Here is a 25,490-nt window from a genome sequence, read left to right as displayed (position 1 = left end):
GCCAGGCCCAGCCGGGCGGCGGCCAGCAGCAGGGCGGCCAGGCCGACCAGCAGGGCCGCCAGGGCCAGCAGACCCAGCAGCCGCAGGCCCAGCAGGGCGGCTACGAGGACGACGAGTTCGGCGAGGGCCGCCGTGGCCGGCGCGGGCGCTACCGCGACCGCCGTGGCCGCCGTGGCCGCGACGGCTTCGAGGCCGGCACCGTCGAGCCGCAGATCGGCGAGGACGACGTCCTGATCCCGGTCGCGGGCATCCTCGACATCCTCGACAACTACGCGTTCGTGCGCACCTCCGGCTACCTGCCGGGCCAGAACGACGTCTACGTCTCGCTCGCCCAGGTCCGCAAGAACGGCCTGCGCAAGGGTGACGCCATCACCGGTGCGGTGCGCCAGCCGCGCGAGGGCGAGCGCCGCGAGAAGTTCAACGCCATGGTGCGGCTGGACTCCGTCAACGGCATGGACCCGGAGAGCGGCCGCGGCCGTCCCGAGTTCAACAAGCTCACCCCGCTGTACCCGCAGGAGCGGCTGCGCCTGGAGACCGACCCGGGCGTGCTGACCACCCGGATCATCGACCTGGTGTCGCCGATCGGCAAGGGCCAGCGCGGTCTGATCGTCGCGCCGCCGAAGACCGGCAAGACCATGGTGCTCCAGGCGGTCGCCAACGCGATCACCCACAACAACCCCGAGTGCCACCTGATGGTCGTCCTGGTCGACGAGCGTCCGGAAGAGGTCACCGACATGCAGCGGTCGGTGAAGGGCGAGGTCATCTCCTCGACCTTCGACCGCCCGGCCGAGGACCACACCACCGTCGCCGAGCTGGCCATCGAGCGTGCCAAGCGCCTGGTGGAGCTGGGCCACGACGTGGTCATCCTGCTGGACTCGATCACCCGACTCGGCCGCGCCTACAACCTGGCGGCGCCGGCCTCCGGCCGCATCCTGTCCGGTGGTGTCGACTCGACCGCGCTCTACCCGCCGAAGAAGTTCTTCGGTGCCGCGCGCAACATCGAGAACGGCGGCTCGCTGACCATCCTGGCCACCGCGCTGGTCGAGACCGGCTCGCGCATGGACGAGGTGATCTTCGAGGAGTTCAAGGGCACCGGCAACATGGAGCTCAAGCTCGACCGGAAGCTCTCGGACAAGCGCATCTTCCCGGCCGTCGACGTGGACGCCTCCAGCACCCGCAAGGAGGAGATCCTGCTCGGCAACGAGGAGTTGGCCATCGTCTGGAAGCTGCGCCGGGTGCTGCACGCGCTCGACCGGGCGGCGGCCAGCAGCAGGGCGGCCAGGCCGACCAGCAGGGCCGCCAGGGCCAGCAGACCCAGCAGCCGCAGGCCCAGCAGGGCGGCTACGAGGACGACGAGTTCGGCGAGGGCCGCCGTGGCCGGCGCGGGCGCTACCGCGACCGCCGTGGCCGCCGTGGCCGCGACGGCTTCGAGGCCGGCACCGTCGAGCCGCAGATCGGCGAGGACGACGTCCTGATCCCGGTCGCGGGCATCCTCGACATCCTCGACAACTACGCGTTCGTGCGCACCTCCGGCTACCTGCCGGGCCAGAACGACGTCTACGTCTCGCTCGCCCAGGTCCGCAAGAACGGCCTGCGCAAGGGTGACGCCATCACCGGTGCGGTGCGCCAGCCGCGCGAGGGCGAGCGCCGCGAGAAGTTCAACGCCATGGTGCGGCTGGACTCCGTCAACGGCATGGACCCGGAGAGCGGCCGCGGCCGTCCCGAGTTCAACAAGCTCACCCCGCTGTACCCGCAGGAGCGGCTGCGCCTGGAGACCGACCCGGGCGTGCTGACCACCCGGATCATCGACCTGGTGTCGCCGATCGGCAAGGGCCAGCGCGGTCTGATCGTCGCGCCGCCGAAGACCGGCAAGACCATGGTGCTCCAGGCGGTCGCCAACGCGATCACCCACAACAACCCCGAGTGCCACCTGATGGTCGTCCTGGTCGACGAGCGTCCGGAAGAGGTCACCGACATGCAGCGGTCGGTGAAGGGCGAGGTCATCTCCTCGACCTTCGACCGCCCGGCCGAGGACCACACCACCGTCGCCGAGCTGGCCATCGAGCGTGCCAAGCGCCTGGTGGAGCTGGGCCACGACGTGGTCATCCTGCTGGACTCGATCACCCGACTCGGCCGCGCCTACAACCTGGCGGCGCCGGCCTCCGGCCGCATCCTGTCCGGTGGTGTCGACTCGACCGCGCTCTACCCGCCGAAGAAGTTCTTCGGTGCCGCGCGCAACATCGAGAACGGCGGCTCGCTGACCATCCTGGCCACCGCGCTGGTCGAGACCGGCTCGCGCATGGACGAGGTGATCTTCGAGGAGTTCAAGGGCACCGGCAACATGGAGCTCAAGCTCGACCGGAAGCTCTCGGACAAGCGCATCTTCCCGGCCGTCGACGTGGACGCCTCCAGCACCCGCAAGGAGGAGATCCTGCTCGGCAACGAGGAGTTGGCCATCGTCTGGAAGCTGCGCCGGGTGCTGCACGCGCTCGACTCGCAGCAGGCGATCGAGCTGCTCCTGGACAAGATGAAGCAGACCAAGAGCAACGCCGAGTTCCTGATGCAGATCGCCAAGACCACCCCCGGCTCCGGCGACTGACCGTAGCCGGACGGCTGTCGAAGCACGGAACCCCGGATCGCGCGAGCGGTCCGGGGTTCCGTGCGTCCGGACCGCTTTGTTCCAGAGTCGGGACAACTTGGGGGCGTTTGGATCATCTTGTCCGATTTACTCTGGACCGTATGGCCGAGCACAAGAGGATCCCGAGCCGCCGCCGCAAAGTCCTGCGGACGGCCGCCTGCGCGTTCGCCGCGCTCGTCGTCCTCGGCGCCGGGGCGGCCCTCTTCGGGTACTTCAGGTTCAACGGCAACATCAGGAGCGTCGACATCGACGGCCGGCTCGGCGACGCCCGGCCGCCGGCCGCCACCGACGGCTCCTTCAACATCCTGGTGCTCGGCTCCGACTCGCGGGCCGGTGACAACGGTTCGATGGCCGGCGGGGACACCGGCGACACCGCCCGCTCGGACACCGCGATGGTGGTGCACATCAACCAGGACCACTCCCGCGCCCAGGTCGTCTCGATCCCGCGCGACACCCTGGTCACCCGCCCCGACTGCACCGACGCGGGCGGCAAGCCGGTGTCCGGTGCCAAGCACGCGATGTACAACAGCGCCTTCGAGAGCGGCGGCGCGGCCTGCGCGGTCAAGACCACCGAGCAGCTCACCGGGCTGCGGATGGACCACTACCTGCAGGTCGACTTCGCCGGCTTCGCCCGGGTCGTGGACGCGATAGGCGGGGCCACCGTGACCACCACGGTGGCCATCCACGACAAGGACAGCGGGCTCGACCTGCCGCCCGGCGAGCACCACCTGGACGGGCAGCAGGCGTTGGCCTTCGTGCGCACCCGGCACGGCGTCGGCGACGGCAGCGACCTCGGCCGGATCGAGCTCCAGAAGCAGATGGTGAGGTCGCTGCTGCAGCAGGTCGGGGGGACCGGGCTGTTCACCAACCCGGTCAAGCTGTGGTCGATCGGCGACACCGTGACCAGGAGCATCACCACCGACTCCGCGCTCGGCTCGGTGAACTCGCTGGTGGGGCTCGCCCAGGAGCTCAAAGGGATAGGCCCGGACCAGCTGAGCATGGTCACCCTGCCGGTGGAGACCGCCCCCGGCGACCCGAACCGGGTGGTCCAGCAGCAGCCGCAGGGCGGCCAGGTCTGGTCGGCGCTCAGGGCCGACCAGCCGTTCCCGTCGGCGGTCGTCTCCGCGCAGCCGGAGAACCCCGCCCAGGCCGCCCCCGGCGCGGCTCCCCCGAAGGCCGCGCCGGGCGCCGGGAAGGCCACCCGGAAGGCCGGCACAGGGCACTGAGCGCCGCCCGGAGCGTCCCCCGGAATATCCCCCGGAATATCCCCGGGTGGCCCCCGGTTTGGGAAGATGCGGCCGGTCCTGGCAGACTGGTCCGTCGGTCCCGGTTCACGTGCGGCGCTCCAGCCGCCGACCCGGTGCCCTCCCGAAACCTAGGAGATCCCCTTGAAGCCCAACGTTCACCCCGAGTACGTGGTCACCCGTGTGACCTGCACCTGTGGCGCCGAGTTCGTGACCCGCTCGACCGAGACCAGTGGCGAGATCCGCGCCGAGGTCTGCTCGCAGTGCCACCCGTTCTACACCGGCAAGCAGAAGATCCTCGACACCGGTGGCCGCGTGGCCCGCTTCGAGGCCCGCTTCGGCAAGCAGCACAGCGCGAAGGCCTAGCGCTCGCTCGGCGCCGGTTCCCGGTGCCCCCGTACTCGTTGTCGGGGGCGCTGGGAACCGGCGCCGTTCGCGTCCTCCCGCGCGTTCCCCACCCCAAACACGTTTCCGAGTCCCCGGGAAGAAGGCCACCCCCCATGTTCGAGGCAGTCGAAGAGCTCCTCGTCGAGCACGCCGACCTCGAGAAGAGGCTGGCCGACCCGTCCGTCCACGCCGACCAGGCCAACGCCCGCAAGCTGGCCAAGCGGTATGCCGAGCTGACCCCGATCACCCGGGTCTACCGGCAGTGGCGGCAGGCCGGCGAGGACATTGAGGCCGCGCGTGAACTCGCCGCCGAAGAACCGGAGTTCATCGCCGAGGTGAAGGACTCCGAGGCACGCCGGGACGAGCTCACCGAGGAACTGCGGGTGCTGCTGGTGCCGCGCGACCCGAGCGACGACAAGGACGTCATCCTGGAGATCAAGGCGGGCGAGGGCGGCGAGGAGTCCGCGCTGTTCGCCGGCGACCTGCTCCGGATGTACCTGCGCTATGCGGAGCGGATCGGCTGGAAGACCGAGGTCATCGACTCCAACGAGTCCGACCTCGGCGGCTACAAGGACGTCTCGGTGGCCGTGAAGACCAAGGGCAACACCGAGCCCGGCCAGGGCGTCTGGGCCCGGCTGAAGTACGAGGGCGGCGTGCACCGCGTGCAGCGCGTCCCCGCCACCGAGTCGCAGGGCCGCATCCACACCTCCGCGGCGGGCGTGCTGGTCACCCCCGAGGCGGAGGAGGTCGAGGTCGAGATCGTCGCCAACGACCTGCGGATCGACGTCTACCGCTCCTCCGGCCCCGGCGGCCAGTCGGTCAACACCACCGACTCCGCGGTCCGGATCACCCACCTGCCGACCGGTATCGTGGCGTCCTGCCAGAACGAGAAGAGCCAGCTCCAGAACAAGGAGCAGGCGATGCGCATCCTGCGTTCGCGGCTGCTGGCCGCCGCGCAGGAGGAGGCCGAGCGGGAGGCCTCGGACGCGCGCCGCAGCCAGGTCCGTACGGTGGACCGCTCCGAGCGGATCCGGACGTACAACTACCCCGAGAACCGCATCTCGGACCACCGCACCGGATTCAAGGCGTACAACCTGGACCAGGTCCTGGACGGCGACCTGAACGCGGTGATCCAGTCCTGCGTCGACAAGGACGCGGCGGCCAAGCTCGCCGCAGCCCAAGAGAACTGAGACCGGCGCGCCCCAGCCCGCGTTTCGCCCGAAGCCGGAGCGCAGAAACAAGAGGTCGTACGGATGAACCTGCTGCTCGCCGAGGTGGCCCAGGCCACCCAGCGGTTGGCCGCGGCCGGCGTGCCGTCGCCGCGCTTCGACGCGGAGGAGCTCGCCGCCTACGTCCACAACGTCAAGCGCAGCCAGCTGCACACGGTGAAGGACGCCGACTTCGACGCCCGCTACTGGGAGGCGGTCTCCCGCCGGGAGGCGCGCGAACCGCTCCAGCACATCACCGGGCGGGCGTTCTTCCGCTACCTCGAACTGGAGGTCGGCCCCGGGGTGTTCGTGCCCCGGCCGGAGACCGAGACGGTCGTCGAGTGGGCGATAGACGCGGTGCGCGACATGGACGTGGCCGAGCCGCTGGTGGTGGACCTGTGCTCCGGCTCCGGCGCGATCGCCCTCGCCCTCGCCCAGGAGCTGCCGCGCTCGACCGTGCACGCCTTCGAACTGGACGAGGGCGCGCTGGAGTACACCCGGCGCAACATCGAGGCCAGCCCCGACCGCGCCCGGGTCACCCTGCACGCCAGTGACGCCACCAAGGCCTTCGAGGACGACCGCTCCTGGGACGGCCGCTTCGACCTGGTCATCTCCAACCCGCCGTACATCCCGCTCACCGAGTGGGAGTATGTCGCGCCGGAGGCTCGCGACCACGACCCGCAGATGTCGCTGTTCTCCGGCGAGGACGGCCTGGACACCATCCGCGGCATCGAGCGGGTCGCGGCCCGACTGCTGCGCCCGGGCGGCGCGGTGGTGATCGAGCACGCCGACCAGCAGGGCGGCCAGGTGCCGTGGATCTTCAACGAGGAACACGGCTGGACGGACACCGCCGACCACCGCGACCTGAACAACCGGCCCCGCTTCACGACCGCCCGGAGGGTCGGGTCGTGAAGGATCGAGCGCCGTACGACCGCCCGGAGGGTCGGGTCGTGAAGGATCGAGCGCCGTACGACCGCCCGGAGGGTCGGGTCGTGAAGGATCGAGCGCCGTACGACCGCCCGGAGGGTCGGGTCGTGAAGGATCGAGCGCCGTACGACCGCCCGGAGGGTCGGGTCGTGAAGGATCGAGCGCCGTACGACCGCCCGGAGGGTCGGGTCGTGAACACCGAGCACCGTACGACCGCCCGGAGGGTCGGGTCGTGAACACCGAGCACCGTACGACGGCGCGTAAGGCTGCGCTGTAACGCCATGAGCCACTCCGGAAGGGGACCGCACCGATGAGCCGCCGCTACGACTGTGCCGATGCCGGGGACCGCGCCACCGGTCTGCGCGAGGCCGCCTCGGCCATCCGACGCGGCGAACTCGTCGTACTGCCCACCGACACCCTGTACGGGGTCGGTGCGGACGCCTTCTCCCCGGAGGCCGTCGCCGAGCTGATGGCCGCCCGTGGCCGCGGCCGCAACACGCCCTCGCCGGTGCTGGTCGGCTCGCCGACCACCCTGCACGGCCTGGTCACCGACTTCTCCGAGCAGGCCTGGGAGCTGGTCGACGCCTTCTGGCCCGGCGGGCTCACCCTGGTCGCCCGGCACCAGCCCTCGCTGCGCTGGGACCTCGGTGACACCCGCGGCACCGTCGCGGTCCGGATGCCGCTGCACCCGGCCGCCATCGAGCTGCTGAACGCCACCGGCCCGCTGGCCGTCTCCAGCGCCAACCGGATCGGCGGGGCCGCCCCGCTGACCTGCGACGAGGCGCAGGCCCAGCTCGGCGACGCGATCTCGGTCTACCTGGACGGCGGGGCGGCCGAGGACTCCGCCACCTCGTCGATCGTCGACGTCACCGGCAAGGTCCCGGTCCTGCTGCGGGCCGGTGCGATCAGCGTCGAGCAGCTGAGGGAGGTCGTCCCCGACCTGGAGGCCGGCAGTTGACGCCCACCGCCTCGCTCCACGCCGGGCCGGGCATAGCGCCGTACCTGAGCGTGGGCCCCAGGCCGCTGGACCACTTCCGGATCCTGTTCGTCTGTACCGGGAACATCTGCCGATCGCCGATCGCCGAGCGGTTGACCCGGCGTGAGCTGGACACCCGGCTGAGCCCCCGGGTGGCCGGGCGGATCCTGGTCGAGAGCGCCGGCACCTGGGGCCACGAGGGCGCGCCGATGGAGGACCACGCCGCGACCGTGCTCGACGAGTACGGCGCCGACAGCGGCGGCTTCACCGGCCGCGAGCTGCTGGACGAGCACGTGGTCGAGGCGGACCTGGTGCTCACCGCGACGCTGGACCACCGCGCCCAGGTGATCTCGATGGGCCACGAGGCGGGGCTGCGCACCTTCACGCTGAAGGAGTTCACCCGCCTGGTGCGGACGATAGACCCGGGCACCCTGCCGGACCCGCGGCGCGGCGCCGACGTCACCGAGCGGGCCCGCGCGCTGGTCCGGGCGGCCGCCGCGCTGCGCGGCTGGCTGCTGGCCGCCACGCCGGAGTCGGACGAGCTGGAGGACCCGTACGGGGCGCCGATCGGCATGTTCCGCAACTGCGGCGAGGAGATATTCCACGCGGTCGACCCGGTGGTCACCGCGCTCACCGGGGTTCCCGCGCCGCGCTGACGGGCCGGACGAGTCCTGGCGCCGAACGGGGCCGTCCGGCCGCGGCTCGACGGGCCGGGCGGCGGCAGCGGCCCTACGCTGGGTGACACAGTCCCCGCAGCGCCCGGGAGCCCCGCCATGACCGTCACCGATGCCGAGACCGGCCCGACCACGACGACCGGGCGCCCGTGGGCGTCCGAGGCGCTGCACCGGGCGGATCCGCAGCTGGCCGACCTGCTGGCCGCGGAGGCCGAGCGGCGCGCCGAGACGATCCAGCTGCTGGCGGGGGAGAACCTGACCACCCCCGCGGTCCTGGCGGCGCTCACCGGCCCGCTGATCGACAAGTACGCCGAGGGCTACCCGGGCCGCCGGCACCACACCGGCTGCGCGCTGGCGGATGCCGCCGAGCTGTTGGCGATCGACCGGGCCCGCGAGCTGTTCGCCGCCCCGCACGCCAACGTCCAGCCGCGGTCGGTGACTTCGGCGATGCTGGCGGCGTACGCGGCGCTGCTGCGGCCCGGCGACGGGGTGCTGGCGATGTCGCTGGAGCACGGCGGCCACCTCAGCTGCGGCTCGCGCGCCAACTTCTCCGGGCGCTGGTTCGCCTTCACCGGCTACGGGGTGCGCGAGGACGACGGGCTGATCGACCTCGACCAGGTCCGTGACCTGGCCCGGCAGCACCGCCCCAAGGCCATCGTGGCGGGCTCGATCTCGCACCCCCGGCACCCGGACTGGGCGGCGTTCCGGGAGATCGCCGACGAGGTGGACGCCTACCTGATCGTCTCCGCCGCGCAGACCACCGGACTGATCGCGGCCGGGGTGGCGCCTTCCCCGGTGCCGTACGCGGACGTCACCGTGGCGGCCACCCACAAGCTGCTGCGCGGTCCGCGCGGCGGGCTGCTGCTGTGCACTGCGGAGCTGGCCGAGCGGATCGACCGGGCGGTGTTCCCGTTCAGCCAGGGCGGCGCGGCGATGAACGAGGTGGCCGGCAAGGCGGTGGCCCTCGCGCAGGCCTCCCGGGCCGAATACCGGGCGTACGCGCAGCGGACGGTGTCCGGGGCCCGGGTGCTCGCCGAAGGGCTCGCAGAGGCCGGTGTGCACCCGTTGACGGGCGGTACCGACACCCACCTGGTGACCGCCGACGTGAGCCCGCTCGGGGTGACCGGCGCGGAGGCCGAGCGGCGCTGCGCGGCGGCCGGGCTGCTGCTCGGCAAGTGCGCGCTGCCGTACGACCCGGCGCCGGCCGCCGAGGCCTCCGGCATCCGGCTGGGCACGGGCACGGTGACCAGCCAGGGGATGGGGGAGCCGGAGCTGGCCGAGATCGCCGGGCTGATCGCGCGGGTGCTCGCCGGGGGCGCGGTCGCCCCGGCCGCGGCGCGGGTGCGGGAACTGGCGCTGTCCTTCGCCGGCCGGGCCTGACGGAGATCCTTCGCGGGTATCGGAATCTCCTACCCGGGAGGGCGAACCGCGATGCACGGTCCCGGCGTCCGACTCAATAAGGTGTGTGCCGTGGCGACGCACCTCGAACCCCGGGAAGGCAGGGGAGTACCTTCGGTACTTCCCCGTTCGACAGTGATGCAGGAGGCCAGTGGTGCGTGAGTATCTGCTGGTGCTGTTCTGCACGGCCGCGGTCACCTACCTGCTGACCGGCCCGGTCCGGAAGTTCGCCATCGCGGCCGGCGCCATGCCGCCGGTGCGTGCCCGCGACGTGCACCGCGAGCCCACGCCGCGGCTCGGCGGCATCGCGATGTTCGGCGGGCTGTGCGCGGGCATCCTGGTCGCCTCGCAGCTCGACAACCTGAGCAAGGTGTTCTCGCAGGGCACCGACATCCGCGCGCTGCTGTCCGGCGCCGGGATCATGTTCCTGCTCGGGGTGCTCGACGACAAGTGGGGCGTGGACGCGCTGGTGAAGCTCGGCGGCCAGATGATCGCCGCCGGTGTGATGGTCTGGCAGGGCGTGACGGTGATCACCCTCCCGGTGCCCGGCGTCGGCCCGGTCGCGGTGAGCCCGACCCAGGGCATGGTCATCTCGGTCACCCTGGTCGTCGTCATGGTCAACGCGGTGAACTTCATCGACGGTCTGGACGGCCTGGCCGGCGGCATGGTCTGCATCGCCGCGATGGCCTTCTTCCTGTACAGCTACCGGCTCTGGTACGGCTACACGATCTCCGACGCGGCCCCCGCCGTGCTGTTCAGCGTGCTGCTGATCGGCATGTGCCTGGGCTTCCTGGCGCACAACATGCACCCCGCGCGGATCTTCATGGGCGACTCCGGCTCGATGATGCTGGGCCTGATGCTGGCCGTCGCCGCGATCTCGATCACCGGCCGGGTCGACCCGGACCTGATCAACAACGAGACCGGTTCGCAGACCGCCACCGTGCACGCCCTGGTGCCGATCTACATCCCGCTGCTGCTGCCGCTGACGGTCATCGCGCTGCCGCTGGCCGACCTCCTGCTCGCGGTGGTGCGCCGGACCTGGGCCGGCCAGTCCCCGTTCGCCGCGGACAAGCGACACCTGCACCACCGGCTGCTCCAGGTCGGCCACTCGCACAGCCGCGCCGTACTGATCATGTACTTCTGGGCCGCGCTGATCGCCTTCGGCTCGGTGGCCTTCTCGGTGACCAACACCGGCCGCACCGTCGTCCTGACGCTCGCCGGGCTCTGCCTGGTCGGCATGGTGGTGCTGCTCACCCCCCGGTTCCGGCCGCGCGCCCCGCGGGCGGTGCAGTCCTTCGTCCCCCCGCGCTACCGCCGGCAGCAGACCGGTCCGATGGCCGAACTGTCGGCGAAGGACAAGCAACTCCTCGGTGAAGCCGGCCGGGACTCCGGCATGGGCTCCACCGCGACCGGCCATCACCACAAGGCCACCGGCCGCCGCTGACAAAGGAGTTGATGTTCGCTCACATCGGCTTCACCCGAACGGCGGATCCGTTGCGCCGTTGGTGTGACAGGTGCCACACATTCATGGTAAAGCTCGCATCAAATAGTTTGTGATACCGTTCACGAGTACCGAGAACACGCCGAAAGACCTAGCAGGTGGATGACTTCCGTCCCTGTCGGTCTCCCTCCCCGGGCCCGCCGCTCCAGCGGGCGGCCCGCGGCGACGCCTCGGTCGGTGTCACCCCGCCACCGCTGTGCCCGTCCCCCCGCCACATCGACATGCCGCCGGAGCTGCCGACATGCCGTCCACCGACGCCCGGATCCTCCGAGGCGCCGCGATTCCCACTGCGGCCGCCGGGATCATCGCCATGGCGATCTCTTTCGCCGTCGCCGGTGGGAAGGGCCTGCTCGGCGCCCTGTTCGGCGTGCTGCTCGTGATGGCCTTCTTCAGTTCCGGCCAGGTCGCGCTCGACCGGCTGACCAGGTCGAACCCGCAGATCATGATGGCCGCGGCGCTCCTGGTGTACACCACGCAGATCCTGCTGGTCGGCATCGTGCTCGCGGTCTTCAAGAACACCGAGCTCTTCAACCGGCAGGCCTTCGCGTTCACCCTGCTCGGCTGCGCCCTGATCTGGACGGGCTTCCAGGTGCGCGGTGCGCTCAAGGCCAAGACCTTCTACGTCGACCCCGACGCCTCCGAAAAGAAGGGCGACAAGCCCTCCGACAAGGGGCGTCAACAGTGACGAGGCCCAACTGTCCCCCCAACGAGGGGGGCGGTGTTTATGCCGCGCTGACGGGCTGCTATCGTCCGTCGCAACAACGGAGTACGGGAAGAGGCCTGGTCTGTCCGCACGGCGGACCGATCGCCCCCCGGATCCGCGCAGTCTTCGATGATCCCGCTTCGGTGCAGTGCACTGACGTGCGGGGTCGGCGAGAAACCCATCAAGTTCCAGTGCCGCTCCGTGGTCGCAGGCCACGCCGACACAGCGAGGTTGCCGTAACCATGCGTCACGACGAAGGAGTCCGTGGTGAGTGCTGAACTCACGTCCCTCGCCTCAGGCAGTTGCCACTTCGGGGACGCTGGCTGCGGCTTCCCGGCCCCGGGCCTGAACGAGTTCCAGTTCGAGCCGATTTTCTCGATCGGCAGCTTCGAGTTCAACAAGCCGATGCTGCTCTCGATCATCGTGGCCGCGCTGGTCGTCGTGTTCTTCTGGGCCGCGTTCGCCAAGCCGAAGCTGGTCCCGGGCAAGCTGCAGCTGGTCGGTGAGATCGGCTACGACTTCGTCAAGCGCTCCATCGTGCTGGAGACGATCGGCAAAAAGGGCGAGAAGTACGTCCCGATGCTGGTCTCGATGTTCTTCTTCGTGTGGCTGCTGAACATCATGTCGGTCATCCCGTTCGCCCAGTTCCCGGTGACGGCGGCGATCGCGTTCCCGGCCGGTCTGGCCGCGGTCGTGTGGATCACCTACATGACGCTGACCTTCAAGAAGCACGGTTTCGTCGGCGGTCTCAAGAACCTCTGCTGGCCCTCGGGCATCCCCGGCTGGGTCATGTTCATCCTGGTGCCGATCGAGTTCTTCTCGAACATCTTCGTGCGCCCCTTCACGCTCGCGGTCCGAGCCTTCGCGAACATGTTCGCCGGCCACCTGCTGATCGTGATGTTCTCCATCGCCTCCTGGTACCTGCTCAGCCCGACCCTGGGCGCGCTGTACGGCTCGGCCTCCTTCATCGTCGCCGTCGGCCTGACCGCCTTCGAGCTTCTGGTCCAGTTCCTGCAGGCCTACATCTTCGTGATGCTGGCCAGCAGCTACATCGCCGGTGCCCTGGAAGAGGCGCACTGAGCCAGGGGCTGCGGCCCTCCTGAACCACCCCCGGAACGCCCGGTGGCCAATCACCACCGGATCACCATCCCCGCAAAGGACACATTGCAATGAGCATGCTCGCTGAGGTCGGCGTCTACGGTTCCGTCGCTTCCATCGGCTACGGCCTCGCCGCGATCGGCCCCGGCATCGGTGTCGGTCTCATCTTCGGTAACGGTGTCCAGGCCATGGCCCGTCAGCCCGAGGCCGCCGGCCTGATCCGTTCCAACATGTTCATCGGCTTCGCGCTGACCGAGGCGCTCGCCCTCATCGGCATCGTCATGCCGTTCGTCTTCGGCCAGGGCCCCAAGTAATTCCCGCCGTAGACCCTTCGAGGAAGGTCCAGATATGAGCATCGCGGCTCACCTCGCGGAGGAGGGGGAGATCATGAACCCCCTTCTGCCCGCATGGCCCGAGATCATCATCGGCCTGCTCTGCTTCTTCATCGTCTTCGGGATCCTCGGCAAGAAGCTCCTCCCCAGCATCGAGAAGGTGCTGTCGGAGCGCCGGGACGCGATCGAGGGCGGGATGGAGCGCGCCGAGGCCGCCCAGGCGGAGGCCCAGGCCCTGCTTGAGCAGTACCGCGCCGAGCTCGCCGAGGCGCGCCACGAGGCTGCCCGCATCGTCGAGCAGGCTCGCGAGCAGGGTGCCGCCCAGCTCGCCGAGATGCGCGAGGAGGGCCAGCGCCAGCGCGAGGCCATCGTCGCCGCCGGTCACGCCCAGATCGAGGCTGACAAGAAGCAGGCGACTGCCGCCCTGCGCCAGGACGTGGGCTCGCTGGCCACCCAGCTGGCGTCCCGCATCGTGGGTGAGTCCCTGGAGGACCACGCCCGGCAGAGCGGTGTGATCGACCGTTTCCTGGATGAGCTGGAGGCCAAGGCCACCGTTGCTCAGGGTGCGGCCAAGTGATCGGCGCCAGCCGCGAGGCCCTCGCCGCCGGTCGGCAGAACCTGGAGAGCCTGACCGACTCCACCTCGGTGGACGCGGCCAAGCTCGCCGAGGAGCTCACCGCCGTCACGGCCGTCCTGGACCGTGAGGTGTCGCTGCGCCGAGTCCTGACCGACCCGTCCCGGTCGGGCCAGGACAAGGCCCAGCTGGTCACCTCGCTGCTGACCGGTCAGGTCTCCGGCGAGGCCGTCGACCTGGTCTCCGGTCTGGTCCGGTCCCGCTGGTCGGGCTCGCGCGACCTGGTGGACGCGACCGAGGAACTCGCCGCGTACGCCGAGATCATCGCCGCGGACAAGGCCGGCTCCCTGGACGACGTCGAGGACGAGCTCTTCCGCTTCGGTCGGGTGGTGAGCGGTTCGCACGAGCTGCGGGCCGCGCTGACCGAGCCGAAGGCCGGTGCCGTCGCGAAGGCCGAGCTGATCAAGAAGCTGCTCGGCGGCCGCGCCAACGCCGGCACCGTCCGGCTGGTCACCGCCCTCGTCAACGTGCCGCGTGGCCGTAGCCTGGAGCAGGGCCTTGAGTCCTACTCGAAGCTCGCCGCCGCGCGCCGCGGCCGCGTGGTGGCCCTGGTCACCAGTGCGGTGCCGCTGTCGGACACCCAGAAGGAGCGCCTGTCCGGTGCTCTGGGCCGGATGTACGGCCGCCAGGTCCACCTGAACATCGACGTCGACCCCGAGGTCGTCGGCGGCGTCCGGGTGCAGATCGGCGACGAGATCATCAACGGCACCGTGTCGAGCCGCCTTGAGGGCGCTCGCCAGTCGCTCGAAGGCTGAGCACCGAAGCAGCACATCCGACCCTCGGTCGGGAAACCGGCTCCCCAAGGAGCCGGCACATCGTACGGCCGGTTCGGAAGACCCGGCCGAGAGTCGAATACTTGCGGCCCTCAATGGCGGGCCGAGGATCGCAAACTAGGAGAGCAGGGAAGCCTGATGGCGGAGCTTACGATCCGTCCGGAGGAGATCCGGGACGCGCTGGCCGACTTTGTCCAGTCGTACCAGCCGGACGCCGCTTCTGTGGAAGAGGTCGGCACGGTCACTGACGCGGCGGACGGCATCGCGCATGTCGAGGGCCTGCCCTCGGTCATGGCGAACGAGCTGCTGAGGTTCGAGGACGGCACGCTCGGCCTCGCGCTGAACCTCGACACCCGTGAGATCGGTGTCGTCGTCCTCGGTGAGTTCGGCGGCATCGAAGAGGGCCAGACCGTGCGCCGCACCGGCGAGGTCCTCTCGGTTCCGGTCGGCGACGGCTACCTCGGCCGTGTCGTGGACCCGCTGGGCAACCCGATCGACGGCCTGGGCGACATCGCCGCCACCGGTCGCCGCGCCCTGGAGCTGCAGGCCCCCGGCGTCATGGCCCGCAAGTCGGTCAAGCAGCCGCTGCAGACCGGCATCAAGGCCATCGACGCGATGACCCCGATCGGCCGCGGCCAGCGCCAGCTGATCATCGGTGACCGCCAGACCGGCAAGACCGCGGTGGCCGTCGACACGATCATCAACCAGCGCGACAACTGGCGCTCGGGCGACCCGGAGAAGCAGGTCCGCTGCATCTACGTCGCCGTGGGCCAGAAGGGCTCCACCATCGCGTCCGTCCGTGGCGCCCTGGAGGAGGCCGGCGCGCTGGAGTACACCACCATCGTGGCCGCTCCCGCCTCCGACCCGGCCGGCTTCAAGTACCTCGCCCCGTACACCGGTTCGGCCATCGGCCAGGAGTGGATGTACGACGGGAAGCACGTCCTGATCATCTTCGACGACCTGTCGAAGCAGGCCGAGGCCTACCGCTCCGTCTCCCTGCTGCTGCGCCGCCCGCCGGGCCGCGAGGCCTACCCGGGTGACGTCTTCTACCTGCACTCCCGCCTGCTGGAGCGCTGCGCCAAGCTGAACGACGCCCTGGGCGGCGGCTCGATGACCGGTCTGCCGATCATCGAGACCAAGGCCAACGACGTCTCGGCGTACATCCCGACCAACGTCATCTCCATCACCGACGGCCAGTGCTTCCTGGAGTCCGACCTGTTCAACGCCGGCATCCGCCCGGCCGTGAACGTCGGTATCTCGGTCTCCCGCGTCGGTGGCTCCGCCCAGATCAAGGCCATGCGCTCGGTCGCCGGCCGTCTGCGCCTGGACCTCGCCCAGTACCGTGAGCTGGAGGCCTTCGCCGCCTTCGGTTCCGACCTGGACGCGGCCTCCAAGGCCCAGCTGGAGCGCGGTGCGCGCATGGTCGAGCTGCTGAAGCAGGGCCAGTACCAGCCGTTCCCGGTCGAGGAGCAGGTCGTCTCCATCTGGGCCGGCACCACCGGCAAGATGGACGACGTCCCGGTCGCCGAGATCCGCCGCTTCGAGCGCGAGTTCCTGGACCACGTCCGCCTGCAGCACAAGGACCTGCTCGCCGGCATCGTCGAGACCGGTCTGCTGGCCGACGGCACCGTCGACGCGCTGACCAGCGCGATCGAGGCCTTCAAGCAGGGTTACCAGACCGCTGACGGCAAGCTGCTCTCCGAGCAGGCCTGAGTCCGGTAGCGAGGGAAAGGACGTAACGACCCATGGGAGCACAGCTTCGGGTCTACAAGCGCCGGATCCGCTCTGTCACCGCGACGAAGAAGATCACCAAGGCGATGGAGATGATCTCCGCGTCGCGCATCGTCAAGGCGCAGCGCGCGGTGGCCGCCTCCACTCCGTACGCCGATGAGCTCACCCGGGCGGTGACGGCGGTGGCCACCCGGTCCAACGCCAAGCACCCGCTCACCACCGAGAACCCGGACGCCAAGCGCGCCGCCGTCCTGCTGATCACGGCGGACCGCGGCCTGGCGGGCGGCTACTCGACCAACGCCATCAAGGCCGCCCAGACGCTCACCGAGCGCCTGCGGTCCGAGGGCAAGGACGTGGTGACGTACATCATCGGCCGCAAGGGCGTCTCGTACTACACGTTCCGCGGTCTGACGATCGCGGACTCGTGGACGGGGTTCTCGGACAAGCCGACCTACGGTGACGCGAAGACCGTGGCGGCCGACCTGATCGAGGCCTTCACGGCCGAGACCGGCGGCGTGGACGAGCTCCACCTGATCTCGACCGAGTTCGTGTCCATGCTGACGCAGAACGCGGTGGAGGCGCGGCTGCTGCCGCTGAAGCTGGACGAGGTCCAGCTCAGCGACCAGACGCCGGCCAAGTCGGAGATCTTCCCGCTGTACGACTTCGAGCCGTCGGCGGAGGGCGTCCTGGACGCGCTTCTGCCGCGGTACGTCGAGAGCCGGATCTACAACGCGCTGCTGCAGTCGGCTGCTTCCGAGCACGCCGCCCGCCGCCGCGCGATGAAGAGCGCGACGGACAACGCCGGCGAGCTCATCAAGTCGCTCACGCGGCTTGCCAACTCGGCCCGCCAGGCCGAGATCACCCAGGAAATCAGCGAGATCGTCGGTGGCGCCAACGCGCTCGCTGACGCGAGCCGCGGGAGCGAATGAGTATGACCACCACTGTTGAGCCGACCACGGCGACGGGCCGCGTCGCGCGGGTCATCGGCCCGGTCGTCGACGTGGAGTTCCCCGTCGACGCGATCCCGGACATGTACAACGCCCTGCACGTCGAGGTGGACAACCCCGACGGCACGGGCAAGAAGACCCTGACCCTTGAGGTCGCCCAGCACCTCGGCGACGGCATGGTCCGCGGCATCTCGATGCAGCCGACCGACGGCCTGGTCCGCGGTTCGCAGGTCACCGACACCGGTGCCGCGATCTCCGTCCCGGTCGGCCAGATCACCAAGGGCAAGGTGTTCAACGCCCTCGGTGACGTGCTGAACGTGGACCAGGCGGAGTTCGACAAGCAGGTCGAGGTCCGCTGGCCGATCCACCGCAAGGCCCCCGAGTTCAAGGACCTCGAGTCCAAGACCGAGATGTTCGAGACCGGCATCAAGGTCATCGACCTGCTCACCCCGTACGTCCAGGGTGGCAAGATCGGTCTGTTCGGTGGTGCCGGTGTCGGCAAGACCGTTCTGATCCAGGAGATGATCTACCGCGTCGCCGAGAACTTCGGTGGTGTGTCGGTGTTCGCCGGTGTCGGCGAGCGCACCCGTGAGGGCAACGACCTCATCGACGAGATGGTCGACTCGGGCGTTCTGGACAAGACCGCGCTGGTCTTCGGCCAGATGGACGAGCCGCCGGGCACCCGTCTGCGGGTCGCGCTGTCCGCGCTGACCATGGCGGAGTACTTCCGTGACGTCGAGAAGCAGGACGTGCTCCTCTTCATCGACAACATCTTCCGGTTCACCCAGGCCGGTTCCGAGGTGTCGACCCTGCTCGGCCGCATGCCCTCCGCGGTGGGCTACCAGCCGAACCTGGCCGACGAGATGGGCCTCCTGCAGGAGCGCATCACCTCGACCCGCGGTCACTCGATCACCTCGATGCAGGCGATCTACGTCCCCGCGGACGACCTGACCGACCCGGCGCCGGCCACCACCTTCGCCCACCTGGACGCGACCACCGTTCTGTCGCGTCCGATCTCGGAGAAGGGCATCTACCCGGCCGTCGACCCGCTGGACTCGACGTCCCGCATCCTCGACCCGCGGTACATCGCGCAGACCCACTACGACACGGCCATCCGTATCAAGGGGATCCTGCAGAAGTACAAGGACCTCCAGGACATCATCGCGATCCTCGGTATCGACGAGCTGTCCGAAGAGGACAAGATCACGGTGCACCGTGCCCGTCGCATCGAGCGCTTCCTCTCGCAGAACACCTACGTGGCGAAGCAGTTCACCGGTGTCGAGGGTTCGACCGTGCCGCTGTCGGAGACCATCGAGGCCTTCAACGCGATCGCGGACGGCAAGTACGACTCCGTCCCGGAGCAGGCCTTCTTCATGTGCGGTGGCATCGAGGACCTCGAGAAGAACGCCGCCGAGCTGGCGAAGAAGTAATCGCGGCCGGTAGCAGCTGTGCGTGACCGTGAGGGGTGGGCCCCAGCCCTGGGACCCACCCCTCACGTCGCATCGGCTGTGATTCCGGTCAAATCCGTGCCGCCGGTTTCATGCCGGAGGCGCGGGGCCGTTATTCTTACCGAAACTCCCGAGTAATCGGGCGTTGCATGAGCCTAGGAGCCCACGTTGGCTGAGCTGCACGTCGAGCTGGTCGCAGCCGACCGCAAGGTGTGGTCCGGTGCGGCCACCATCGTCGTCGCCCGTACGGCCTCCGGTGACACCGGCATCATGCCGGGCCACACCCCGGTGCTGAGCGTGCTGGAGACCGGTCCCGTCACCATCCGCACGGCGGACGGCGGCACCGTGATCGCCGCGGTGCACGGCGGCTTCATCTCCTTCGCCGACAACAAGCTGTCTCTGCTCGCGGAGATCGCCGAGCTGGCGGACGAGATCGATGTCGCGCGTGCCGAGCGCGCACTGGACAAGGCCAAGGCGGACCTGGACGCGCACGCCGAGCGGCGTGCCGAGGTCCGTCTGTTCGCGGCGCGCGGCCTCAAGGCCCACGCCTGAGTGCGCCGGACCCCGGCTTAGCGGGGTCGACCGACGGTCCCGGGGACGCGTGAGCGTGACCCCGGGACTGTCGTCGTAGTTGGTAGGTCAGCGCGGTCGCTTGATACGACCGTTACGGGGAACGCGGGTAGCGAGGAGGTAGGTGAGCATGGTCCTCGCGCTTGTGGTGTGTGCGGCGGTCGTGGCCCTGGGTGTGATCGGGCTGATGGCCTTCGCCGTCCGGCGCCGCCTGATCCAGCGGGTCGGCGGCACCTTCGACTGCAGTTACCGCCTCAAAATGCCGGCCGACGCCTCGACGCAGCCCGACCTCGACGAGAACGGCAAGCCCACCTCCGCCCCGGTCCCCCCGACCGACGGCAAGGGGTGGGTTTTTGGTATCGGCCGCTACAGCGGTGACTCGATCGAGTGGTTCCGGGTCTTCTCGTACGCCCCACGGCCGCGCAAGGTGCTGCCGCGCCGGGAGATCGAGGTGCTCGGCCGGCGCTACCCGGAGGGCCAGGAGGAGCTGGCGCTGCTGTCCGGCTCGGTGGTGCTGCGCTGCCTGCACAGCGGGGCCCCGCTGGAGCTGGCGATGAGCGAGGACGCGCTGACCGGCTTCCTGGCCTGGCTGGAGGCGGCCCCGCCCGGGCAGAGGGTCAACGTCGCGTAGCGACGAGACCCTCGGGATGGGGGCGCCCCCGGCCGGAGGCTGGGGGAGGGTCAACGTCGCGTAGCGACGAGACCCTCGGGACGGGGGAGGGTCGATACCGCGTAGGGGCGTTCGGACGTGGGGTTAACGCCGCCTAACCCGGCGGCTAGTCTGGCCGCATGGTCAATCTGACGCGCATCTACACCCGTACCGGCGATGACGGCACCACCGCGCTCGGCGACATGAGCCGGACCAGCAAGACCGATCCGAGACTGATCGCGTACGCGGACGCCAACGAGGCCAACGCCGCGATCGGGGTGGCCCTGGCCGTCGGGGAGCTGCCGGAGGACATGACGGCGGTGCTCGTCCGGGTCCAGAACGACCTGTTCGACGTCGGCGCCGACCTGTCCACCCCGGTGGTGGAGGACCCGAAGTACCCGCCGCTGCGGGTGCTGCAGTCCTACATCGACCGGCTGGAGACGGACTGCGACGAGTACCTGGCGCGGGTGGAGAAGCTGCGCAGCTTCATCCTGCCCGGCGGCACGCCGGGGGCGGCCCACCTGCACCTGGCCTGCACGGTGGTGCGGCGGGCCGAGCGCTCGACCTGGTCGGCGATCGCGGAGCACGGCGACAGCGTCAACCCGCTGACCGCGAAGTACCTCAACCGGCTCTCCGACCTGCTGTTCATCCTGGCTCGGGTGGCCAACAAGGAGCGCGGCGACGTGCTCTGGGTCCCGGGCGAGAACCGCTAGGACGCCGCTCAGGGCACAGACCGAGGGCCCGTTCCCGGACCGCTCCCCCGCGGGAGTCCGGGGACGGGCCCTCGGCGCCTCAGGGCCGTTCGGCCGGGGTGCGGGCGGGGGCGGTGTCGGCGAGGGTCCGCTCGGTGACCACCCGGCCGTTCTCGACCACCACCCCGGCCGGGGCCTCCTTGGGCCAGAGCGAGTAGCAGCCGGCCACGATCACGTTGATGACGGCCGCGAGGCCCAGCTTGAGGTACCACTGGGCGAAGGTGCCGAAGTGGGCGGCCCCCGCGGAGAGCGGGACGAGCAGGGTGATCAGGCTCAGTGTGACCGCCGCCGACACGACGGTCCGGCCGGCGACCTGCCACTCGTACCTGGTCCGCTCCGGCCCGTACTTCGGCGAGGGCAGCGGCTTGGGGCCGCCGGCGAAGCGGTACTGGAAGTGCCGGTCGGCCCAGCGGACCAGCGAGGGGCCGTAGCCGATCGAGAAGCCCGCGTAGCTCGCGGCCAGGGCGTGCGTCCAGCTCGCGGTGGCGCCGCCGCGCAGGTCGAGGACGGTGAGCGCGTACAGGGTGAGGTCCACCACCGGCAGGCCGATCAGCAGCGCGGTGCTGGTGCGGCGCCACCGGAGCAGGTAGCGGGCGGCGAGCCCGAGGCCGAGCAGGATCCAGAAGGAGACCTCGGCCGCGACGATGAGGGTGACGATCACGTTCTGCTCCCGGACGATTCGGTGGTGCTTCCAGGCTGGCGCGCGGGCGCGCCGGTGTCGTCGTCGCGCGGTGCCGTCCGGGACTGCATCTTTCGATGTAGCGGGCTCCTCCGCGGACCGGAGACGGGCGGGCCGTCCGGGATGGTGGGATGGGGCACGTGCCCCTCCCGTTCCCCGTCCTCCCCCCGCGCCGGCAGGACCAGCTGATCGCCCTCTCCGGGCTGCTCGGCGGCACGGTGCTGATCGTCTTCAAGGTGTACGACCGGGCCGACCGGGTGCCGCTGTGGGCGGTGCTGGCGCCGATGCTGGTGATGGCGGGGCTGGAACTGGTCCGGCGCACGCGGCCGGTGCTGGCGGTGTCGGTCGGCGGGCTGGCCTTCGCGGGGAGCCTGTTCGCCGGCAGCCTGGTGGCGACGCTGATCATGTACACCGACCTGCTGTACGCGGCGGTGATCTACGGCAGCCCGCGGATGTCCCGGGTGCTGCACCTGACCGGCGGGGCCACGGTGCTGACGCTCTCCACCCTGGCGGCGATCTACAGCGGCACCTCCGCCGCGCTGCTGGTGGTGGTGGTCAGTTCGCTGGTCTTCCTGGGCCCGGTGTGGACCGGCGACGTGGTGCGCAAGCACCGGCAGGAGGCGGAGGCCGAGCGGCTGCGGGCGGAACAGACCGCGCTGCTCTCGGAGATGGACCGGCGCGAGGCGGTCGGCGCCGAACGGGCGCGGATGGCACGGGAGTTGCACGACGTGGTGGCCAACCACCTGTCGGCGATCGCGATCCACGCCACCGGCGCGCAGTCGGTGGCCAGGCGTCGGAACCTGCCCGAGGACGATCCTCTGGTGGAGGTGCTGGCGGTGATCCGGGAGAACAGCGTCCAGGGATTGGCCGAAATGCGTCGCATGATCGGACTGCTCCGGGACAGCGGCGGGGGAGAGGTGGACGAGTCGTACGCGGCGCCCGACCTGGCCGCGGTGGACGCCCTGCTGGCCAAGGCCCGGGCGGCCGGCCGGGACGTCGGCCTGGACTTCGCACTGGACGAGCGCGGCGAGCGCGGCGAAGTGCCGGTGCCGGTCGGGCTGGCCGCGTACCGGATCGTCCAGGAGTCGCTGACCAACGCGCTCAAGCACGCCGGGCCCGGACTGGTGAGCCTGCGGCTGGAGTTCGCGCCCGAGGAACTCCGGGTCGCCGTCGACAGTCCGTACCGGGGTGGGCCGGGCCGCGAACTGCCCGGTGCCCGGGCCGGACTGGTGGGCATGGCGGAACGGGCCGGGCTGCTCGGCGGCAGCTTCGAGGCCGGGCCGAGGGACGGGTACTGGAGCGTGCGCGCGGTGCTGCCGCGCGCCCAGGGGAACGAGGGGCGGGCATGACGATCCGGGTGCTGGTGGCCGAGGACCAGGCGGCGGTACGGGCGGCGCTGGTGATGATCCTGCGCGCCGAGCCGGGGTTCGAGGTGGTCGGGCAGGCCGCCGACGGCGAGGAGGCCGTCCGGCTGGCGCTGGAGCTGCGGCCGGACGTGGTGCTGATGGACGTGCAGATGCCCCGGCTGGACGGCGTCTCGGCGACCCGCGAGGTGGTCGCCGCCGGTGCCGGCCAGGTGCTCGTGCTGACCACCTTCGACCTGGACGAGTACGTCTACGGCGCGCTGCGGGCCGGGGCGTCCGGGTTCCTGCTCAAGGACCTGGAGGCGGACACCCTGATCGAGGGCATCCGCACGGTGGCGCGCGGGGACGGGATGCTGGCGCCCTCGGTGACCAAGCGGCTGATCGGGGCGTTCGCCCGCCCCGAGCGGCCGGTCGGGCCGGAGGCCCGGGCGGCGGTGGGGGCGCTGACCGGCCGTGAGCGGGAGGTGCTGGCCTGTATCGGGGCCGGGATGTCCAACGGGGAGATCGCGGCCCGGCTGGAGATGGCGGAGGCGACCACCAAGACGCACGTCAGCCGCATCCTGGCGAAGCTGAGGCTGCGCAGCCGGGTGCAGGCGGCGATCCTGGCGCAGGACCTCGGGCTGACGGTCTGATCGCCTGACCAGGTCGGTTGCAGATCACACTCTCGATTGCTATTGCACGGCGGATTTGGGCATTAGAGTCCCGCCGTAAGCGAGCGGAGCGAGCGAACCGAAGAAGGGGCGAGCTCCGCGATCGCGACTGCCGAGCGCGAGCGAGGCAGGAGATGTGAGCGGCGCGGCTCGACGGCGGTGACCCCTGCCCTGAGCCGCCTTCAGGGCCCGCCCGCGGGGCGGCGACGGCATCGGGAGACCCAGCCATGAGCAATGCGTCCAGCAAGCAGATCGCCGTGATCGGTGCCGGCCTGATGGGCGCCGGCATCGCCCAGGTGTCCGCGCAGGCCGGCCACCCGGTGGTGCTGCGGGACGTCACCGAGGAGGCGCTGCAGCGCGGTCTCGCGGGCATCCGCGCCTCCTACGAGAAGTTCGTCGCCAAGGGCAAGCTGAGCGCCGAGGACGCCGAGGCCGCGCTGGGCCGGATCACCACCACGACCGACCTGGGCGCCGTCGCCGAGGCCGACATCGTGGTCGAGGCCGTGTTCGAGAAGCTGGAGGTCAAGGAGGGCGTCTTCCGCGAGCTCGACAAGCTCGCCAAGGACGGCGCCGTGCTGGCCTCCAACACCTCCGCCATCCCGATCACCCGGATCGCCGCCGCCACCCAGCGCCCGGAGTCGGTCGTCGGCGTCCACTTCTTCTCGCCGGTCCCGATGATGAAGCTGGTCGAACTGGTCCGCGGCTACAAGACCAGTGACGAGACGCTCGCCGCCGCCCGTGCCTACGCCGAGGGTGTCGGCAAGGAGGTCGTGGTGGTCAACCGCGACGTGGCCGGCTTCGTCACCACCCGCCTGATCACCGCACTGGTCGTCGAGGCCGCCAGGCTGTACGAGTCGGGCGTGGCCACCGCCGAGGACATCGACACCGCCTGCCGGCTCGGTTTCGGCCACGCGATGGGCCCGCTCCAGACCGCCGACCTGACCGGTGTGGACATCCTGCTGCACGCCGCCCGCAACATCTACACCGAGACCCAGGACGAGAAGTTCGCCGCGCCGGAGATCATGGCCCGCATGGTCACCGCCGGTGACCTGGGCCGCAAGAGCGGCCGCGGCTTCTACCCGTACGAGGGCAAGTGAGCCGGCAGGGCTGAACGACCGGCGGGCCGTGCGATCGCGCATCGCACGGCCCGCTCCGCCGGCTCGGGTGAGTTTCCTCACGCCGGGTGCCGCAGACGGGTGATTTGGGCGGTAATCGAGCATAGGTGTGGGGCCGACCTGCGTATATTCCCTCGGACGGGTGAAGTCGCTTCAGATCTGGCCGGAACCAGCAACCTGCGGAGCCGGTTCGCCGTCAGATGAGGGAACCCGGCATTCCGCCCGGGCCCGGATGTGGGGCTGCGGCCCACCCGGATGCACCCCCCGCTCCCGCACCCGGCGCGGCCGGGGCGGACCCGCCCCGCACCAGGCCGTCCAGGCGAAGGAGGAGAGCATGCGCATCACCGGCGACCACACGGCGCTGGCCATCGAAGGCCGCCTCGACGTGCGCACCGCCGCCGACGCGCGGGCCCGGCTGCACCAGGCGGTGGACGGCGGCCTCGGCGACCTCGTGCTCGACCTCGCCCGGCTGGAGTTCTGGGACGCCACCGGGCTCGGCGTGATCATGGGCACCCACCGGCGGGCCGGCCGGATCGGCCGCCGGCTGGTGCTGCGCTCCGTCCCGGCCCAGCTCCAGCGGCTGCTGGTGGCCACCAAGCTGCACCGCATCCTGACCGTCGACGGCGTCACCGAGGCGCACGGAGTCGCTCTGTAACCCCTGCCGCACCGCGCGCCGCACCGCGCGCCTGCGCACCCCCCGGACCCCACCGCGCAACGTCCCTGGTCAGCGGGGCCGACCGGGCGTCGGCCGTGGACCGCTCTGCACGGCCGGAGCCGGATGTGCAAGAGTCTGCCCGTCAGAAGACGGCCGCCGGGCTGCCTCCAGCCCGGCCACGGCCGCGACCGGGGACGTCAGCCGGGTGGCGCGGGACGCCGTCGGCCGAGCACGATGCGGAGCAGAACGTGGCACAGCCATCCGGGGAGTTCCGGCAGGAGGCCGTCCGCATCCGAGGCGGCGAACTGGTCTCCGGCGGCCTGCTGGTGGGCTTCGGCGCCCCGGACGGCTCCGAGGCCGGGACCTGTCCCGAGGAGTGGCGGCCGCGCCCGCGCCGGATCGAACGCAGCGAGCCCGCCCGCGGCCCGGTCGGCGGC

The 25,490-nt window shown here is 70.7% G+C and carries 25 protein-coding genes and 2 pseudogenes; 26 read left to right on the top strand and 1 reads right to left on the bottom strand.

Annotation, left to right across the window (positions count from 1 at the left end; all coding sequences use genetic code 11):
• Positions 1-278: 278 nt before the first annotated feature.
• The 21 genes and pseudogenes from rho (KS423_RS10600) to KS423_RS10500 form a co-directional block, all read left to right on the top strand.
• Positions 279-1,205: pseudogene (gene rho, locus KS423_RS10600) on the top strand (transcription termination factor Rho); the annotation flags it as partial.
• Positions 1,206-1,255: 50 nt separating this feature from the next.
• A pseudogene (gene rho, locus KS423_RS10595) lies at positions 1,256-2,599 on the top strand (transcription termination factor Rho); the annotation flags it as partial.
• 140 nt (positions 2,600-2,739) lie between these two features.
• Entirely contained in the window at positions 2,740-3,864 is a 1,125-nt protein-coding gene (locus KS423_RS10590) for an LCP family protein (protein WP_224277580.1), read from the top strand.
• A gap of 162 nt (positions 3,865-4,026) precedes the next feature.
• On the top strand, positions 4,027-4,248 hold the full coding sequence (rpmE, locus tag KS423_RS10585; RefSeq protein ID WP_153462614.1) for a 50S ribosomal protein L31: 222 nt from the start codon (positions 4,027-4,029) through the stop codon (positions 4,246-4,248).
• A gap of 134 nt (positions 4,249-4,382) precedes the next feature.
• Entirely contained in the window at positions 4,383-5,459 is a 1,077-nt protein-coding gene (gene prfA, locus KS423_RS10580; protein ID WP_224277578.1) for a peptide chain release factor 1, read from the top strand.
• A gap of 63 nt (positions 5,460-5,522) precedes the next feature.
• Positions 5,523-6,389 (top strand): peptide chain release factor N(5)-glutamine methyltransferase, encoded by an 867-nt coding sequence (prmC, locus tag KS423_RS10575; RefSeq protein WP_224277576.1) that lies wholly within the window; start codon positions 5,523-5,525, stop codon positions 6,387-6,389.
• Between the two features lie 325 nt (positions 6,390-6,714).
• Positions 6,715-7,362 carry an L-threonylcarbamoyladenylate synthase gene (locus tag KS423_RS10570; protein ID WP_224277574.1) on the top strand — a complete coding sequence of 216 codons (648 nt, stop codon included), beginning with the start codon at positions 6,715-6,717 and terminating at the stop codon, positions 7,360-7,362.
• A 32-nt stretch (positions 7,363-7,394) separates the two neighbouring features.
• The gene (locus tag KS423_RS10565; protein ID WP_224277582.1) at positions 7,395-8,036 is read left to right on the top strand and encodes a protein-tyrosine-phosphatase; all 642 of its coding nucleotides are present in this window, start codon (positions 7,395-7,397) and stop codon (positions 8,034-8,036) included.
• 117 nt (positions 8,037-8,153) lie between these two features.
• The gene (gene glyA, locus KS423_RS10560) at positions 8,154-9,434 is read left to right on the top strand and encodes a serine hydroxymethyltransferase (protein ID WP_224277572.1); all 1,281 of its coding nucleotides are present in this window, start codon (positions 8,154-8,156) and stop codon (positions 9,432-9,434) included.
• A gap of 172 nt (positions 9,435-9,606) precedes the next feature.
• Positions 9,607-10,896 (top strand): MraY family glycosyltransferase, encoded by a 1,290-nt coding sequence (locus KS423_RS10555; RefSeq protein ID WP_224277570.1) that lies wholly within the window; start codon positions 9,607-9,609, stop codon positions 10,894-10,896.
• 298 nt (positions 10,897-11,194) lie between these two features.
• Positions 11,195-11,638 carry a hypothetical protein gene (locus tag KS423_RS10550; RefSeq protein WP_224277568.1) on the top strand — a complete coding sequence of 148 codons (444 nt, stop codon included), beginning with the start codon at positions 11,195-11,197 and terminating at the stop codon, positions 11,636-11,638.
• Positions 11,639-11,923: 285 nt separating this feature from the next.
• Complete coding sequence (gene atpB / locus KS423_RS10545; RefSeq protein ID WP_224277566.1) at positions 11,924-12,736, top strand: F0F1 ATP synthase subunit A; 813 nt, start codon at positions 11,924-11,926, stop codon at positions 12,734-12,736.
• 89 nt (positions 12,737-12,825) lie between these two features.
• Positions 12,826-13,068: an ATP synthase F0 subunit C gene (gene atpE, locus KS423_RS10540; protein ID WP_030302757.1), complete on the top strand. Its 243-nt coding sequence runs from the start codon at positions 12,826-12,828 to the stop codon at positions 13,066-13,068.
• A 34-nt stretch (positions 13,069-13,102) separates the two neighbouring features.
• Positions 13,103-13,663 carry a F0F1 ATP synthase subunit B gene (locus KS423_RS10535; RefSeq protein ID WP_224277565.1) on the top strand — a complete coding sequence of 187 codons (561 nt, stop codon included), beginning with the start codon at positions 13,103-13,105 and terminating at the stop codon, positions 13,661-13,663.
• Positions 13,660-14,475 carry a F0F1 ATP synthase subunit delta gene (locus KS423_RS10530; RefSeq protein ID WP_224277563.1) on the top strand — a complete coding sequence of 272 codons (816 nt, stop codon included), beginning with the start codon at positions 13,660-13,662 and terminating at the stop codon, positions 14,473-14,475. Before KS423_RS10535 ends, KS423_RS10530 begins: the two co-directional genes overlap by 4 nt.
• A gap of 156 nt (positions 14,476-14,631) precedes the next feature.
• Positions 14,632-16,206: a F0F1 ATP synthase subunit alpha gene (atpA, locus tag KS423_RS10525; RefSeq protein ID WP_224277561.1), complete on the top strand. Its 1,575-nt coding sequence runs from the start codon at positions 14,632-14,634 to the stop codon at positions 16,204-16,206.
• A 32-nt stretch (positions 16,207-16,238) separates the two neighbouring features.
• Entirely contained in the window at positions 16,239-17,153 is a 915-nt protein-coding gene (locus KS423_RS10520) for a F0F1 ATP synthase subunit gamma (RefSeq protein ID WP_224277559.1), read from the top strand.
• 2 nt (positions 17,154-17,155) lie between these two features.
• The gene (gene atpD, locus KS423_RS10515; protein ID WP_224277558.1) at positions 17,156-18,601 is read left to right on the top strand and encodes a F0F1 ATP synthase subunit beta; all 1,446 of its coding nucleotides are present in this window, start codon (positions 17,156-17,158) and stop codon (positions 18,599-18,601) included.
• Between the two features lie 186 nt (positions 18,602-18,787).
• Positions 18,788-19,171, top strand: a complete 384-nt coding sequence (locus tag KS423_RS10510; RefSeq protein ID WP_224277556.1) for a F0F1 ATP synthase subunit epsilon — start codon at positions 18,788-18,790, stop codon at positions 19,169-19,171.
• A gap of 148 nt (positions 19,172-19,319) precedes the next feature.
• A complete protein-coding gene (locus KS423_RS10505; protein ID WP_224277554.1) occupies positions 19,320-19,820 on the top strand; it encodes a DUF2550 domain-containing protein in 501 nt (166 codons plus the stop codon).
• A 158-nt stretch (positions 19,821-19,978) separates the two neighbouring features.
• Positions 19,979-20,551 (top strand): cob(I)yrinic acid a,c-diamide adenosyltransferase, encoded by a 573-nt coding sequence (locus KS423_RS10500; protein WP_224277553.1) that lies wholly within the window; start codon positions 19,979-19,981, stop codon positions 20,549-20,551.
• Positions 20,552-20,630: 79 nt separating this feature from the next.
• Here the strand turns inward: KS423_RS10500 and KS423_RS10495 are convergent, their stop codons facing one another.
• Positions 20,631-21,251, bottom strand: a complete 621-nt coding sequence (locus KS423_RS10495) for a hypothetical protein (protein WP_224277551.1) — start codon at positions 21,249-21,251, stop codon at positions 20,631-20,633.
• A 149-nt stretch (positions 21,252-21,400) separates the two neighbouring features.
• Here KS423_RS10495 and KS423_RS10490 point away from each other — a divergent pair, with 149 nt between their 5' ends.
• The 5 genes from KS423_RS10490 to KS423_RS10470 form a co-directional block, all read left to right on the top strand.
• The gene (locus KS423_RS10490; protein WP_374119934.1) at positions 21,401-22,618 is read left to right on the top strand and encodes a sensor histidine kinase; all 1,218 of its coding nucleotides are present in this window, start codon (positions 21,401-21,403) and stop codon (positions 22,616-22,618) included.
• Entirely contained in the window at positions 22,615-23,265 is a 651-nt protein-coding gene (locus KS423_RS10485) for a response regulator transcription factor (protein WP_224277547.1), read from the top strand. The genes KS423_RS10490 and KS423_RS10485 overlap by 4 nt, the downstream gene beginning before the upstream one ends.
• Before the next feature lie 245 nt (positions 23,266-23,510).
• Positions 23,511-24,380, top strand: coding sequence for a 3-hydroxyacyl-CoA dehydrogenase family protein (locus KS423_RS10480; RefSeq protein WP_224277545.1), 870 nt, complete (start codon positions 23,511-23,513; stop codon positions 24,378-24,380).
• A 352-nt stretch (positions 24,381-24,732) separates the two neighbouring features.
• Positions 24,733-25,053 carry an STAS domain-containing protein gene (locus KS423_RS10475; RefSeq protein ID WP_224277544.1) on the top strand — a complete coding sequence of 107 codons (321 nt, stop codon included), beginning with the start codon at positions 24,733-24,735 and terminating at the stop codon, positions 25,051-25,053.
• A 248-nt stretch (positions 25,054-25,301) separates the two neighbouring features.
• Positions 25,302-25,490: hypothetical protein (locus KS423_RS10470; protein WP_224277542.1), on the top strand; the 189-nt coding region annotated here is incomplete at its 3' end.

Origin of the sequence: Streptomyces sp. LS1784 (assembly GCF_020103755.1) — a bacterium.
Classification (GTDB): Bacteria; Actinomycetota; Actinomycetes; order Streptomycetales; family Streptomycetaceae; genus Kitasatospora.
This window is presented reverse-complemented; position numbering and strand designations above follow the sequence as displayed.

Excerpts from the sequence above, each read along its gene's own strand:
- prmC (WP_224277576.1), top strand. The coding sequence starts at position 5,523 with ATGAACCTGCTGCTCGCCGAGGTGGCCCAGGCCACCCAGCGGTTGGCC.
- KS423_RS10520 (WP_224277559.1), top strand. The coding sequence starts at position 16,239 with ATGGGAGCACAGCTTCGGGTCTACAAGCGCCGGATCCGCTCTGTCACC.
- glyA (WP_224277572.1), top strand. The coding sequence starts at position 8,154 with ATGACCGTCACCGATGCCGAGACCGGCCCGACCACGACGACCGGGCGC.
- KS423_RS10550 (WP_224277568.1), top strand. The coding sequence starts at position 11,195 with ATGCCGTCCACCGACGCCCGGATCCTCCGAGGCGCCGCGATTCCCACT.
- atpA (WP_224277561.1), top strand. The coding sequence starts at position 14,632 with ATGGCGGAGCTTACGATCCGTCCGGAGGAGATCCGGGACGCGCTGGCC.
- KS423_RS10500 (WP_224277553.1), top strand. The coding sequence starts at position 19,979 with ATGGTCAATCTGACGCGCATCTACACCCGTACCGGCGATGACGGCACC.
- KS423_RS10475 (WP_224277544.1), top strand. The coding sequence starts at position 24,733 with ATGCGCATCACCGGCGACCACACGGCGCTGGCCATCGAAGGCCGCCTC.
- atpE (WP_030302757.1), top strand. The coding sequence starts at position 12,826 with ATGAGCATGCTCGCTGAGGTCGGCGTCTACGGTTCCGTCGCTTCCATC.
- KS423_RS10490 (WP_374119934.1), top strand. The coding sequence starts at position 21,401 with ATGGGGCACGTGCCCCTCCCGTTCCCCGTCCTCCCCCCGCGCCGGCAG.
- KS423_RS10485 (WP_224277547.1), top strand. The coding sequence starts at position 22,615 with ATGACGATCCGGGTGCTGGTGGCCGAGGACCAGGCGGCGGTACGGGCG.
- prfA (WP_224277578.1), top strand. The coding sequence starts at position 4,383 with ATGTTCGAGGCAGTCGAAGAGCTCCTCGTCGAGCACGCCGACCTCGAG.
- atpD (WP_224277558.1), top strand. The coding sequence starts at position 17,156 with ATGACCACCACTGTTGAGCCGACCACGGCGACGGGCCGCGTCGCGCGG.
- KS423_RS10505 (WP_224277554.1), top strand. The coding sequence starts at position 19,320 with ATGGTCCTCGCGCTTGTGGTGTGTGCGGCGGTCGTGGCCCTGGGTGTG.
- KS423_RS10570 (WP_224277574.1), top strand. The coding sequence starts at position 6,715 with ATGAGCCGCCGCTACGACTGTGCCGATGCCGGGGACCGCGCCACCGGT.
- KS423_RS10535 (WP_224277565.1), top strand. The coding sequence starts at position 13,103 with ATGAGCATCGCGGCTCACCTCGCGGAGGAGGGGGAGATCATGAACCCC.
- KS423_RS10480 (WP_224277545.1), top strand. The coding sequence starts at position 23,511 with ATGAGCAATGCGTCCAGCAAGCAGATCGCCGTGATCGGTGCCGGCCTG.
- KS423_RS10590 (WP_224277580.1), top strand. The coding sequence starts at position 2,740 with ATGGCCGAGCACAAGAGGATCCCGAGCCGCCGCCGCAAAGTCCTGCGG.